Annotated in this window: 16 protein-coding genes; 5 read left to right on the top strand and 11 right to left on the bottom strand. The window is 62.4% G+C overall.

Annotated features, from left to right (window positions below; genetic code table 11):
• Positions 1 to 21: 21 nt before the first annotated feature.
• Positions 22 to 345, bottom strand: a complete 324-nt coding sequence (locus tag ACLI1C_RS14630; protein WP_411397891.1) for a pentapeptide MXKDX repeat protein — start codon at positions 343 to 345, stop codon at positions 22 to 24.
• 196 nt (positions 346 to 541) lie between these two features.
• Between ACLI1C_RS14630 and ACLI1C_RS14635 the strand changes: the two genes are divergently transcribed.
• Entirely contained in the window at positions 542 to 1066 is a 525-nt protein-coding gene (locus ACLI1C_RS14635) for a sigma-70 family RNA polymerase sigma factor (RefSeq protein ID WP_411398346.1), read from the top strand.
• Positions 1063 to 1701 (top strand): NrsF family protein, encoded by a 639-nt coding sequence (locus tag ACLI1C_RS14640; RefSeq protein WP_411397893.1) that lies wholly within the window; start codon positions 1063 to 1065, stop codon positions 1699 to 1701. The genes ACLI1C_RS14635 and ACLI1C_RS14640 overlap by 4 nt, the downstream gene beginning before the upstream one ends.
• A gap of 3 nt (positions 1702 to 1704) precedes the next feature.
• On the opposite strand, the gene ACLI1C_RS14645 is transcribed toward ACLI1C_RS14640, so the two are convergent.
• The 3 genes from ACLI1C_RS14645 to ACLI1C_RS14655 are packed head-to-tail and all read right to left on the bottom strand — an operon-like array spanning position 1705 to position 3489.
• Positions 1705 to 2352, bottom strand: a complete 648-nt coding sequence (locus ACLI1C_RS14645; RefSeq protein ID WP_411397894.1) for a ThuA domain-containing protein — start codon at positions 2350 to 2352, stop codon at positions 1705 to 1707.
• Between the two features lie 34 nt (positions 2353 to 2386).
• On the bottom strand, positions 2387 to 3037 hold the full coding sequence (locus tag ACLI1C_RS14650) for a class I SAM-dependent methyltransferase (RefSeq protein ID WP_411397895.1): 651 nt from the start codon (positions 3035 to 3037) through the stop codon (positions 2387 to 2389).
• Positions 3034 to 3489 (bottom strand): GtrA family protein, encoded by a 456-nt coding sequence (locus ACLI1C_RS14655; protein ID WP_411397897.1) that lies wholly within the window; start codon positions 3487 to 3489, stop codon positions 3034 to 3036. The genes ACLI1C_RS14650 and ACLI1C_RS14655 overlap by 4 nt, the downstream gene beginning before the upstream one ends.
• 332 nt (positions 3490 to 3821) lie before the next feature.
• On the opposite strand from ACLI1C_RS14655, the gene ACLI1C_RS14660 reads away from it, so the two are divergent.
• Entirely contained in the window at positions 3822 to 5426 is a 1605-nt protein-coding gene (locus ACLI1C_RS14660; RefSeq protein ID WP_411397899.1) for a bifunctional metallophosphatase/5'-nucleotidase, read from the top strand.
• A 62-nt stretch (positions 5427 to 5488) separates the two neighbouring features.
• Here ACLI1C_RS14660 and ACLI1C_RS14665 read toward each other — a convergent pair whose 3' ends face one another.
• Positions 5489 to 5740, bottom strand: a complete 252-nt coding sequence (locus tag ACLI1C_RS14665) for a GlsB/YeaQ/YmgE family stress response membrane protein (protein ID WP_411397901.1) — start codon at positions 5738 to 5740, stop codon at positions 5489 to 5491.
• 67 nt (positions 5741 to 5807) lie between these two features.
• On the bottom strand, positions 5808 to 6323 hold the full coding sequence (locus ACLI1C_RS14670) for a MarR family winged helix-turn-helix transcriptional regulator (protein ID WP_411397903.1): 516 nt from the start codon (positions 6321 to 6323) through the stop codon (positions 5808 to 5810).
• A 96-nt stretch (positions 6324 to 6419) separates the two neighbouring features.
• Between ACLI1C_RS14670 and ACLI1C_RS14675 the strand changes: the two genes are divergently transcribed.
• Both ACLI1C_RS14675 and ACLI1C_RS14680 read left to right on the top strand, forming a co-directional pair.
• Positions 6420 to 7208, top strand: coding sequence for an SDR family NAD(P)-dependent oxidoreductase (locus ACLI1C_RS14675; protein ID WP_411397904.1), 789 nt, complete (start codon positions 6420 to 6422; stop codon positions 7206 to 7208).
• 131 nt (positions 7209 to 7339) lie between these two features.
• Positions 7340 to 7864 (top strand): hypothetical protein, encoded by a 525-nt coding sequence (locus ACLI1C_RS14680; RefSeq protein WP_411397906.1) that lies wholly within the window; start codon positions 7340 to 7342, stop codon positions 7862 to 7864.
• Positions 7865 to 7931: 67 nt separating this feature from the next.
• On the opposite strand, the gene ACLI1C_RS14685 is transcribed toward ACLI1C_RS14680, so the two are convergent.
• The 5 genes from ACLI1C_RS14685 to ACLI1C_RS14705 all read right to left on the bottom strand — a co-directional run bounded on the left by ACLI1C_RS14685 (position 7932) and on the right by ACLI1C_RS14705 (position 12960).
• Entirely contained in the window at positions 7932 to 8975 is a 1044-nt protein-coding gene (locus ACLI1C_RS14685; RefSeq protein ID WP_411397908.1) for a Gfo/Idh/MocA family protein, read from the bottom strand.
• Between the two features lie 172 nt (positions 8976 to 9147).
• Positions 9148 to 9930: a ThuA domain-containing protein gene (locus ACLI1C_RS14690; protein ID WP_411397910.1), complete on the bottom strand. Its 783-nt coding sequence runs from the start codon at positions 9928 to 9930 to the stop codon at positions 9148 to 9150.
• 184 nt (positions 9931 to 10114) lie between these two features.
• On the bottom strand, positions 10115 to 11122 hold the full coding sequence (locus ACLI1C_RS14695; RefSeq protein ID WP_411397912.1) for an ABC transporter ATP-binding protein: 1008 nt from the start codon (positions 11120 to 11122) through the stop codon (positions 10115 to 10117).
• 12 nt (positions 11123 to 11134) lie between these two features.
• Entirely contained in the window at positions 11135 to 11980 is an 846-nt protein-coding gene (locus tag ACLI1C_RS14700; protein ID WP_411397914.1) for a carbohydrate ABC transporter permease, read from the bottom strand.
• Entirely contained in the window at positions 11980 to 12960 is a 981-nt protein-coding gene (locus tag ACLI1C_RS14705) for a carbohydrate ABC transporter permease (protein WP_411397915.1), read from the bottom strand. The genes ACLI1C_RS14700 and ACLI1C_RS14705 overlap by 1 nt, the downstream gene beginning before the upstream one ends.
• Positions 12961 to 13011: the final 51 nt, after the last annotated feature.

Here is a 13011-nt window from a genome sequence, read left to right on the forward strand (position 1 = left end):
ATGACAGATAACACGTATTCGTTACTTGGTAGCGGGCGCCATGGCATCGGTGGCCATGGCATCAGGCGCCATCGCATCCGTCGCCATGGCGTCCCCGCCCATTGGGCTGTTGTGTGCCTCATGGCAGGCTGCCGACGCCACATCCATCACATGCGGGAAGGTGATCATCGCCGCCTGTTCGAGGCACAGCTTGAGATCGTCGTCGCTCATCATGGCGTCTGGTGCCATCGCATCGGTGGCCATGGCATCGGTCGCCATTGCGTCCTGGGCGAAGCTGGCAGGCGTGCCGGCAAAAGCAATAGCCGCGACTGCAGCGAAGGAAAGGCTGCGCAGTGAAATTGTCATGAATGGTCTCCCTGGATCGACCTTCGCCCCATCGGCGAGATCATGCCCCGCCATTCGCGGCGCCGACGATGCCCGTTACGTGCTCACGCCGTCGTGATCGCGGAAAAGCCATTTCCTGATTTCCGTCCGCGATGTAACCATACTGGCCATGGGGCCGAATGAACGAGCAATGCAGACCGATCCGACCGAGAAGCGACTGCGGGCGCTGATGCTTGCTTCGCTGGACGGCGATGCCGCGGCCTACCGGTCGCTGCTGGCCGAACTGGGCCGCCATCTGCGCCCGTATTTCACCCGGCGGCTCACCCCCGCCTTCGCATCGCACGCGGAGGACCTCGTGCAGGACACTCTGCTGGCCATTCATACCCGCCGCATGACCTATGACCGCAACCGGCCCTTCACGGCCTGGTTGCATGCCGTGGCGCATCACAAATTCGTCGACCATGTCCGGCGCCAGTCGATCCGGCTGACCGTGCCGCTGGAAGATGACGCGCCCATCTTCGCCCACGACGACAGCGCCGACGCCATTGCCCGGCGCGATCTCGATGTCGTGCTCGAGGCTGTTCCGCCCCGCACCAGCGACCTGATCCGTCGCACCAAGGTGGATGGCGCCTCGGTTGCCGAGGCGGCCGCCGCTCACGGTATCTCCGAAACCGCAGCCAAGGTATCCATCCATCGCGGGCTCAAGTCGCTGGCCGCTCGCTTTGCGGGAGGGCCGAAATGACCGACGACCTGATCGCCCGCCTTTCCGCCGATCTTAAGCCCGTGCGCCCCATGGCCATGCAGCGGCTGCTGTTCGGCGCGACTCTGGTCAGTACACTCGTGGCCATTGTCGCGATGAATATGTGGCTCGGCATGCGCCCGGACCTGGACACGGCCATGTCCACGATGAATTTCTGGACCAAGTTCGGCTATACGCTGTCTGTGGCCGTGCTGGGCGGCGTGGCCACAATGGCACTGGCCCGGCCGGACGGACGTATTCGCTGGCCGTGGATAGCAGTGCTCGGCCTGCTCGCCCTGCTGGTCATCGGCGCCTTCATCCAGCTCGCCGCCGCCGGACCCGACGACATGATGCCGCTGATTATTGGCGGCACCTCGCTGGTCTGCCCCTGGCGCATCGTCGTCCTGGGCCTGCCCATGCTGCTAGCCTCCATCATCGCGCTGCGCCGCATGGCCCCCGCCAACCCGACCCTGGCGGGGTTCGCCGCCGGCATCATGGCCGGCGGCGCCGGCGCCTGGGTCTATTCCTTTGCCTGCGCCGAGAACGGCATGATGTTCCTTGCGCTCTGGTACACGCTGGGCATTCTCATTGTCGGCGTGCTGGGCGCAGTCCTGGGTCGCTTCCTGCTGCGCTGGTAGCGGCTACTCGTCCCGCGCCGCCCAGTTCATGCCGCGCCGCATGATGGTGGCCATCTCAAGCACGTCGAACTCCTTGGCCTGATGCCCCAGCGTGGAGTGGAACACCTTGCCCTTGCCATGCATCCGCTTCCACACCACCGGCATCTTCACCCCGGCAATCCAGGGCGCGTGCTCGCCGCTGAATGTGGTCGTCGCCAGCACTTTGTTGGAGGGGTCGACATGCATGTAATATTGCTCGGACGTGTAGGGGAACGACTTGATCCCCGCCATCACCGGATCGAGCGGATCGGCCACGTCGACGGTGTAGTCGATGATGTTGCCGGGATGAGCCACCCACTGGCCGCCCACCATGAACTGGTAGTCCACCGCATCGCGGAAGGCATCGCTCATGCCGCCATGGTGGCCGGCGAGGCCCACGCCACCTTCGACCGCCTTGGTCAGGTTCTCGACCTCGGCCTTTTCGATCTTGCTCATGGTGAAGATCGGAATGATCAGCGACAGATCGTGGATGGACGGGTCAGCAAACGCGCTGGTCTCGGTGGCGGTCCGCACGGAGAAACCGTCTTCGTGCAGCCATCGACGATAGATGGCGGCGCACTCTTCCGGATCATGCCCGGACCAGCCGCCATAGACGATCAATGCGCTTTTCATACTGCAATTCCCCGCAAATCAAACGGCGCGGAGATTACCCGACTGGCTGGCTAAAGGAACCCCGCTCGACGGGCTTCAGCAATGCCACGAAATGCAGCTTGCGTTCGAACAGCCAGTTCAGGGGGGCGCCGTAGAGCCCAAGCGCATCCGCCCAGCTTGCTTTCGCAAGCCCGGCACGCTCGAAGGCGGTGGTCCATTGGCCAGCATCGAGATAGTTGTAGGGTAGGCGCACGTCGTGCCCGCGATTGCCCACCCAGTCCATCAGCCGCAGTGTCGGGCCGGCCAGCACGCCTTGGCGCAGATGGTCCTTGACCACCACACCCCTTCGGGCAACGCGGCTTGCTTCCGCCAGCACCGCCGCTGGATCGTCGGTGTGGTGCAGCACGTCGACAATGGTCACATAATCGAAGCTGCCATCGGCAAAAGGCAGGCTGGCCCCATCATAAAGTGTCACCGGGATATGCGTCACCGGTCGGAGCAGCACATCCACGCCCTCTACGGCAAGATCGGGCCGCAGCGCCATCAGGCCCAACGCCACCTGCCCATCGCCGCAGCCCAGATCGAGCACGCTTCCCCCAGTGGGGATGGCCGCGGCCAGGGCCTGGGACAACACCTTTACCCGTCGCCCGAAGACCACGGAATCGTGCACGCGATTGAGCAGGGCCTTGGCAGACTGTGCGATCATGCTGGAACCGCAACGCCCCATTGCGCCCGGGCGAAGGCCCAGCCGCGCAAGACCATGAAATTGACGCCCGAGGTCAGCGCGATCACCAGGATCGATACGACGACGCTGGGCAGCGCCGTGACGCCGTGAATGACAAATGAAAAAAGCGCCGCCAGCAGCAGTGCCATGCCCTGCACGGCCAGGTAGCGCGGCAAAGCCTGCCAGTGCGACGCCTCGGACTGAAACGAATAGAGCCGGTGCAGCAGGTAAACTGGAACGATCAGGACGCCATAGCAGATCGTGTTGACGATCCAGTCGGCAATGCCGGTATCGAGCCAGATGATGAGCGTGGACAGCACCACGAAGGCCGCAGCCCCCGCCCCGCCTATGGCGATGAAGAGCAAAAGCCCGCCCCATTGCGGTGCGCTCGCTCGGGGCACTTCGCGCATCAGGCTTTCTAGCGAGGCACTCATGGCCGGTATCGTCCTTGTGGTGGCTGGCGGTTCTACCAGGGGACACAATGCGCCCGCTGCCTTTCCCGCCGGTTTATGCGACGCCCCCGCCAGATGCTGTCTTGCGGGATGGTTGATGATTGTTGAACCCCACATCACCGCATGGCGCCCATGCCTGTGGAGGGATGAACGTGAAAATTGACCAAAAGGTCCACTTTTCACTGTCACAAAAGACTGGTTAACTCCCCTATCGCCGTGGCTGGAAACGCGCGTTCCCGTTCAAGGAGTGCCGATCGACAACACCCGAGGGCCGCGGGGTCTGGACTGCCGTCAAGCAACCAAAGGATACAGGGATGAAACGACTACTACTCGGCGCTACGGCGCTCACCCTCTGCGCTGGATTTTCCAGTGCGGCCCATGCGGATTTCACGCTCAACATCCTGCACATCAACGACTTCCACTCCCGCTTCGATCCGATCACTGGCACCGACTCCAACTGCAATGCTGAAGATGATGCGGCCGGTGAGTGCTTCGGCGGCATTGCGCGCCTCAAGACCATCATCGACGACACCCGTGCCAAATATGAAGACGGCAATTCGCTGCTGCTCTCGGCCGGCGACAACTTCCAGGGCTCGCTCTACTACACCACTTACAAATCCAAGGTGGTGTCGGACTTCTTCAATCAGATGGGCTTTGACGTGGTCGCCACCGGCAATCACGAATTCGATGACGGCCCGGAAGAGTTCATGAAGTTCATCGAAGCGGCCGAGTTCCCGATTATCGGCGGCAACTTCGACGTCACGCGCGATGAAAACCTGCGTGGCAAGATCAAGGGCTCCTTCGTCATCGAAATCGGCGGCGAGAAGATCGGCATCATCGGCGCGACCACCGAAGATACGCCGGAAATTGCATCGCCTGGTCCGAACGTCGAATTCACCGACGTGATCCAGTATGTCCGCGGCGCCTCCGAAGCGCTCGACGCCGCTGGCGTCAACAAGATCATCCTGCTCAGCCACATCGGCTATACCGTGGACATGGATGTCGCCGCCGCCCTGCCGCTGGTCGACGTGATTGTGGGTGGTCACAGCCACACCCTGCTGTCCAACACCGCCGAAGGCGCTGCCGGCCCCTATCCCACAATGGTCACCAACCCCGACGGGGTTGAAGTGCCGGTGGTTCAGGCCAACCAGTATGGCAAGTATCTCGGCGACATCGCCATCACTTGGGATGACAACGGTGTTGTCACCAAGGCCGAAGGTGAACCCTACCTGATCGACGCCTCGGTTGTCGGCAACGAGGACTTCGCCGGCCAGCTCGCCGAACTCGCCGCGCCGATCGAGGAAGCCATGGGCGTGGTCATCGGTACCACCACCGCTGACATCGACGGCTCGCGCGAAACCTGCCGCGTCGTCGAGTGCCAGATGGGCAATCTCGTTGCCGATGCCATGCTCGACCGCGTTGTCGATCAGGGTGTGACCATCGCCATCCAGAATGGTGGCGGTCTGCGCGCTTCCATCGACGCTGGTGAAATCACCGTCGGTGAAGTCATCACCGTGCTACCCTTCTCCAACACCCTGGCTACCGTGGACCTCTCGGGCGCAGATGTGATCGAGGCGCTCGAAAACGGCGTCAGCGATATCGAGAACGGTGCCGGCCGCTTCCCGCAGGTTGCAGGCCTCAAATACAGCTACACCCTGGCTAGCCCGGCTGGCGAACGCATCAGCGATGTCATGGTCGGCTCGGGCGACACCTGGGCCCCGATCGATGAGGCTGCCACCTACTCCATCGTCACCAACAACTACATGCGTGGTGGCGGCGACGGCTACGGCACCTTTGCCGAAGGCGACAATCCCTACGACTTTGGCCCGCCGCTCGAGCAGGTCCTGGCCGATTTCATCGCCAAGCAGGGTGGGGAATACACCCCCTATACCGACGGCCGCATCACGGTCATCGAATAAGCCTCTCTAAGCAGGAAGGGCGCCCGGTGGGCGCCCTTTTTCTTTCCGCGGGGCGACGGCCCTCAGGCCCGTCGCGCAATCTGGTTCCAGGCCAGCAGGATGATCACCGCGCCGATAATGGACGCGATGAAGCCCGCGCCATCGCCCGGACCGTAGAGCCCGACCGCCTGGCCCAGCCATGTCGCCAGCACCGAACCGATGACACCCAGCACCGTCGTAAGGATGAAGCCGCTCGGCTTGTTATCGCCCGGGGTGACCCACTTGGCGATGAGGCCCGCGAGAAAACCGATGATGATGGCCCAGATAATTCCCATGAATTGACGCTCCAGTTTGATCTCGCAACACAATTCGCATCGGCCGAGGTGGTTGCAGCCCTGCGGGTCAATCGGCTGATTTTGTCGTCTGGCCAAAGGCCGCAAGAAAATCCGGAGAGGCGACGCGATTGGCAAGGCCGCGCAATTGCTCGGCTGCACCGTCCCCCAGCACGGTTTCGATCCGCTGGTTCACCTCACGCCACAACACATACATCTGCCTGGTTTGGCTCATGCCCTGCTCGGTCAGCACGGCGCGCTTGATGCGGCGGTCTTCCCCGTCAGTATGAAGGCTCACCAACCCATCGCGCACCAGGGGACGCAGCGCATGGGTCAGGGCCGAGATCTGGATCGCCAGCCGCTTCGACAGCGCCTGCAGGGACGGTCCCCTGCCACCCGGCGCGCCGCCCAGCTGGTCAATCTGCGCCACCAGCAGGGCCTGGGCCGAGCTGAGCCCTGCCGGCGCCAGCGCATCGTCATAGAGCTGGGTGAACTGCCGCGCCGCGCGTCGCAACGACGTATGCGTGCAGCTCAGCGCGTCATAGGGCTCCACGTCGGCTTCGTCGGAACGCAATTTATTGGCCACCTGACACCTCTGCACCTAAAATAGTTGAGCACTCTACCATTGACAAGGCGTGAAACCCGACACAGATAGTTGAGCACTCAACCAAAGGAGAATTCCATGTCTGCTCCCTCCCTCGCTCTCGTTACTGGCGCGTCGTCCGGCATTGGTGCGGTCTATGCGCGCCGTCTGGCCGCCCGCGGCCATGACCTCATTCTGGTGGCCCGTCGTGCCGACCGCCTGAACGCTCTGGCTGCTGCGCTGAGGCGTGATCACGCTGTCGCCGTTCGCACCCTGCCGGCCGACCTCACCGCCGAGGGGGACATCGCGCTTGTCGAGCAGGCGCTGCGCAGCGAACCCATCGATATCCTCGTCAACAATGCCGGCATCGGGCCCATTACGCCCACCGCCGATCTATCCGACGCCGATGCCGCCGCGACCCTGTCGCTCAATGTCACCGCCTTGATGCGCCTGACACGGGCCGCGCTTCCTGGCATGCGTGCACGCCGCCAGGGCACTATCGTCAATGTCGGCTCGGTCATGGCCTTTCATGCCATGCCGGTCACCTCGCTCTACAGCGCCACCAAGGCCTTCGTCCTCACCTATAGCCGGGCCATCCAACAGGAGGTCAAAGACCAGGGCATCCTGGTTCAGGCGGTGCTGCCTGCTGGCACCATCACCGATTTCTACGACACCGCCGGCGTGCCCCTTGCAGCCTTTGACCAGTCCGCCTTCATGACCGCAGAACAGCTTGTCGATGCGGCTCTCGTCGGCATGGACCGCGGCGAAGAAGTCACCCTCCCCTCCGTGCATGATGCCGCCCTGTGGACCGCCTATGACGAGGCTCGCGCCCGCCTGTTTGGCGGCACCCAGAATGGTGCGCCGGCCCCGCGTTACCAGCAGGCCTGAGGGGACACATCCCGTCCAAGAGGCGTCCCCGAATGGTCAAATGTGATCAATAAATGTGCAACCTCTTCGCCGACGGTGCCGTTGGGAGGCTGTTCAAGTGGGGGGCACAATCCCACTGAGGAGTCTAGAAAATGAAGAAGACCATTATTGCCACCACCATTGCTGCCTTGCTCTCGACCAGCGCTCTCCCCGCGCTGGCTCAGGACGCTGCAGTCGGTGTCGATGCCGGCGCCGGCGTGACCGTTGATACCCCTGCAGTAGACGCTGCAGCCGGTGCTGACGCAAACGCCAATGCGAATGCCAATGCCGCGAACGCCAGCGCCAATGCCGGCGGCATGTCCGACAACACCTTCGGCTCGGTGATGTCCTCCATCTCCGGCTCTGCCGATATTGACCTGTCGGCTGTGACCGATGAAGCCAATGTCACGATCGTCCTGCTGTCCTCCCTGCAGGGCAATGCGGACACCGAGGCTGCGGCCCTTGATGAGGCGCTTTCGGCCAATGCCGATGCCATGACGACCCTCCACACCAATGTGGAAGGCAATGCCGCCATCAAGGCCAAGCTGGAAGCCGAAGGCCATGCCTCCAGCGACGTTGTCGCGGTTAAGAGCAATGCCGATGGTTCCGTGATCGTCTATGTTGACGACCGCGCTTAATCTGACGGTATGAACGACGAACCCCGGCCGCGAGGCCGGGGTTTTTTGTTCTAATCGGCAAGTCGACCTAGACTTGGTGTTCCATCCGGTCACGGTCTGTCGCGGTAGCCAGGTCCAGCACCTTCTGGATGTTGGTGGCGTGACGGAAGCTGGGCTCATCATTCTTGCCGGCCCGCACCGCCTCGACAAAGCGCATATAGTTGGTCGGAACGGTCTCGGTCACCACTTCGGTCCAGGTACCGGTTTCGGCATCGTCGCCCAGGCAGGTGAAGAGCTTGGACCAGTCGTGCCGATGCTGCACTTCCACCGAACCCAGTTCGCCATAGACGCGCAGCCGCAGCTCATTGAAGTGCCCGGTGGCCCAGCGCGTCGCATGGATCACGCCCAGCGCACCATTCTCCAGCTGTGCCGTCATGGCAAAGCTGTCATTGGCGTCGAGATCATATTCGCCGATACGATTGTTCTCGGCCTTCTCGAACGTCTCCAGCCGGCAGAATACCTTGGAAAAATCGCTGCCGGCCCCATAGGCGGCAAAGTCGAGAATATGCACGCCGATATCGCCCAGCACGCCATTGGAACCGTGCTTCTTGGAAAGGCGCCACAGCCACTGCGATTCCGTACGCCAGTCGCCCCAGGCCTTGCTCACCAGCCAGCTCTGCAGATAGCTCGCCTCGAAATGCTTGACCTTGCCGACAGCGCCCGATTGCACGATCTCGCGCGCCTTCTGCAGCTGGCTGACATTACGGTAGGTCAGGTTGACCATGTTGATCAGGCCCAGCCGCTCGGCTTCCTCGGTCATCTCCATGGCCTTGGCATGGTCGGTCGCCAGCGGCTTCTCGCAGAACACATGCTTGCCCGCCTTGAGCGCGGCCATGGTCGTCGGATGATGCACGCTGTCGGGCGTGACATTGGCCACCGCGTCGAACTCGCCCCACGCCAGGGCGGCGTCCAGCGAGCCGAAACCCCGCTCGATGCTATGCGTCGTGCAGAACGCCTCGACGCGTGCCGGATCGACGTCCACGCCACCGGCCAGGGTCACGCCCTCGATCGCGGCAAAATGCTTGGCATGCTGATTGGCCATGCCACCGGTACCCAGAATGAGGATACGCATATTTCATATTCCTTGTGGGTCACCGCAGTGACCGCTGGTCAACATTCCACCGGGTCATTCCCACGAAGGCGGAAACCCCTGTCTTCTTACGGCACCGACAAACTGAGCTTCCCGCTTTCGCGGGAATGGCGCAGTGGGCGGGCGGCTTTGGATCGGCGCCCGCCTGCAGGTCCTACCGGAAGCCCTCTTCACGCCCGTGATGCAGCTTGGGGCCGCGCTCTTCGATCTTTTCCAGCGCCTCTTCCACCGGGGTATTCGGTGCGTCGAGAATCTGGGGGAACTGGTTCTCGTTATAGGCCCAGTTGACCGCATTGCGCAGCACGAGGCCGACCGTGTCGTCGTGATAGGTCGGATAGGTTTCGTGGCCCGGGCGGAAATAGAAGATATTGCCGGCGCCGCGACGATAGGTCAGGCCGCTCCGGAACACTTCACCACCCTGGAACCAGCTGACGAACACCGTCTCCAGCGGCTCAGGCACGCTGAAGGGCTCGCCATACATCTCTTCCATTTCGAGCTCGAAATAGGCCGGCAGGCCCTTGGCAATGGGGTGCCCCGGATTGGTGACCCAGAGCCGCTCGCGCTCGCCGGCCTCGCGCCAATGCAGCGCGCATGGCGAGCCCATCAGGCGCTTGAAGATCTTGGAGAAGTGCCCGGAATGCAGCACAATCAGGCCCATGCCCTCCCACACCCGCTTGGCGATGCGCTCGACAATCTCGTCCTCGACCTGACCATGCGCGGCATGGCCCCACCATACCAGCACATCCGTCTCGGCCAAGGCCTCGACGGTGCAGCCATGCTCTGGGTCCTGCAGGGTCGTGGTCTTGGTCACGATATTGCTGTCGGCGGATAGCAGCTTGGCAATCTGGTTGTGCATGCCGGTGGGATAGTTGTCGGCCACGATCTTGTTCTTCTGCTCGTGAACGTTTTCGCCCCACACTAGGGTACGGATCGGCATTGGTAGTCTCCTTGGAATACGTGCTGGAATTTGCCGCGCAGTCACAGGAGGGAGGCCCGTCCGTCACGGCTATCGCATTGGTTTGGCGCCGGCTGGCTGCCGGCGCGTCTTTTGCCACCCGCCGCCGCTTGCGCATCCGGGGGTAGAAAGGCATTGCGGCAGGGCCATGGCCCTGCCCGTAATTTTAGCGGACAGGTTTGCCGGCTGCGTCGAAGCGGTGGATCTTGTCTTCCATCGGTGAAATGTGGACCACCTCGCCGCTCTTGTAATTGTTCGAGCCATCGAGGCGCACCACGACCGGCTCCTCGGTCCCCATCTCCAGATAGACGTAGGAATCGGCGCCCAGATTCTCGGTGTGGATCACCGTGCCGTTCCACAGCCCGTTATCGGGGGTGATGGTGATGTGTTCGCCGCGAATGCCCAGCGTATGCGCGCCGAACTTCTCCGCCCGCTCGCCGCCGATGAAGTTCATCTTGGGCGAACCGATGAAGCCGGCAACGAATACCGAATTGGGCTTCTCATAGAGCTCCATGGGCGTCCCGACCTGCTCGATCAGCCCATCGCGCAGCACGCAGATGCGGTCAGCCAGCGTCATGGCCTCGACCTGGTCATGCGTCACATAGACCATGGTGACATTGTCCATGCTCTCATGCAGCTTGGCGATCTCGATACGGGTCGCCACGCGCAAAGCGGCGTCGAGGTTCGACAGCGGCTCGTCGAACAGGAACACCTTGGGATCACGGGTGATGGCGCGGCCAATGGCGACGCGCTGACGCTGACCGCCCGAAAGCTGCTTGGGCAACCGATCGAGATACTGCCGGATCTGCAGCATATCCGCGGCCTTTTCGACGCGCTGGCGGATCTCGTCCTTGTCGTGGCCCTTTTCGAGCGTCAGGCCAAAGGCCATGTTCTCGTAGACCGTCATGTGCGGGTAGAGCGCATAGGACTGGAACACCATGGCGATGCCGCGCTTGGAGGGTGCCAGCGCATTGACCACCTTGCCGTCGAACAGCATCTCGCCCGAGGTGATGTCCTCCAGCCCCGAGATCAGCCGCAGCAGCGTGGATTTCCCGCAGCCCGACGGGCCGACGAACACCATGAACTCGCCCTTGCGGACTTCGAGGTCGACCCCCTTGATCACCTCGACGGCGCCGAAGGCCTTGCGGATATTGCGAAGCTCAATGCTTGCCATTTCTGTAGCTCCTTAACCTTTGACGCCGCCGGCGGTGAGGCCGGACACGATCTTGCGCTGGAAGACCAGCACGAGGAAAACCAGGGGCACGGTCACGATCACCGATGCCGCCATGATGATGCCCCACGGAATTTCATACTGCGAACCACCCGACAGCAGCGCGATGGCCACCGGCACGGTGCGCGTGTCGTTCGATGAGGTGAAGGTCAGCGCGAACAGAAACTCGTTCCACGCTCCGATGAAGGCCAGCAGGCCCGTCGTCACCAGCGCCGGCCACATCAGCGGCATGAATACCCGCGTGATGATGACCCAGGGCGAGGCCCCATCGACAATCGCAGCCTCTTCAATCTCGATCGGCAGGTCGCGCATGAATGTGGTCAGCACCCACACCGTGAAGGGCAGCGTGAAGATGGTGTAGGAGAAAATCAGTGCCCAGGGCGTGTTGTAGATGCCCAGGAACCGGATGACCTCGAACAGGCCCGCCAGCACCGCAATCTGCGGGAACATGGACACGGCCAGAATGACCATCAGCAGGAAGCCCCGGCCCCGGAACCGCACGCGGCTGAGAGCGAACGCGGCGGTCACGGCGAGAAACAGTGCCAGGATCACCGTCACCGAGGCGACAAAGACCGAATTGAGCAGGTTGCGCGGGAAACTGCCCTGGCTGAACACCGCGGTATAGTTTTCGAGGCTGAACGATACTGGCCAATAGGTGACGCGGAAGATATCCGTGCCCGATTTGAAGCTGGTCAGGATCGCATAGTAGAACGGGAAGACCGACACCACGACGATGAACGTCACAAGCGCGTAGAACAGTACCGTCTTGGTGATTTTCCAGAGATCGATTGTCGCGCCCATCAGCGGTCTCCCCCGTCGAACCGAACTTTGCCCAGCCAGATGTAGAGAATGGTCATCAGCGCGATGATCAGGAACAACATGGTCGACATCGCCGAGCCATAGGCGAAATTGTCGAAATCGAAGAGGTTCTCTCGGGCCAGCACGCTCATGGTCTTGGTGGCAACGCTGTTGGGCGTCAGCACGTAGATCAGGTCGAAAATGCGTAGGGCATCGAGCAGCCGGAAGATGATCGCGACCATGAGGGCGGGACGCACCAGCGGGAGCGTGATCCGGAAAAACTGCTTGACCGGATGCACCCCATCGAGCTCGGCGGCTTCATAGATATCCTTGGGCACCATCTGCAGACCGGCCAGGATCAGCAGCGCCATGAACGGCGTGGTCTTCCAGATATCGACGATCAGCACCGCCGTCATTGCCGTCTCCGGCGTCGCGGTCCAGGCCACCTTCTGGCTCAGCAGGCCCAGCTTCATGCCCAGGTCATTGATGATGCCGAACTGGTCGTTGAGCATCCATGACCACATCTTGGCCGACACGATGGTCGGGATGGCCCAGGGAATGAGAATGGCGGCGCGGACGATGCCGCGGCCCTTGAATTCGGCATTGAGCACCAGGGCGACGATCATGCCGAGCACCGCCTCGAAGCTCACCGACACGAAGGCAAAGCGAAGCGTATTCCACACCGCGTTCCACCAGGCCGGATCCGCCAGCAGTCCGCGATAGCGGACCACGCCGCTGTCGAGCGTCTGCCAGCGCAGATAATTGCCGAAACCCACCCACTCGGCCCCATAGAGGTCGTTGAGGGAGGCATCGGTGAAAGAGAAATAGATCGAGCGAAGGAGCGGCCAGCCTGCCACCACGGCAAGAGCGAGCAGCATGGGCACCAGGAACCATCGCGCGGCACGCACGCGCTGCTGCATCAGCTCCGATTTGATCTTAGGCGCGGTCACCGTGATCGGCGGCGCCAGCGTTTCGGTCGTCATTGCGGCCTCCTCCCCGTTTGTCGTCATCTTGGCGCAAAGCGGGCGGCCGGG

The organism is Devosia sp. XGJD_8 (assembly GCF_046614475.1).
GTDB lineage: Bacteria > Pseudomonadota > Alphaproteobacteria > Rhizobiales > Devosiaceae > Devosia.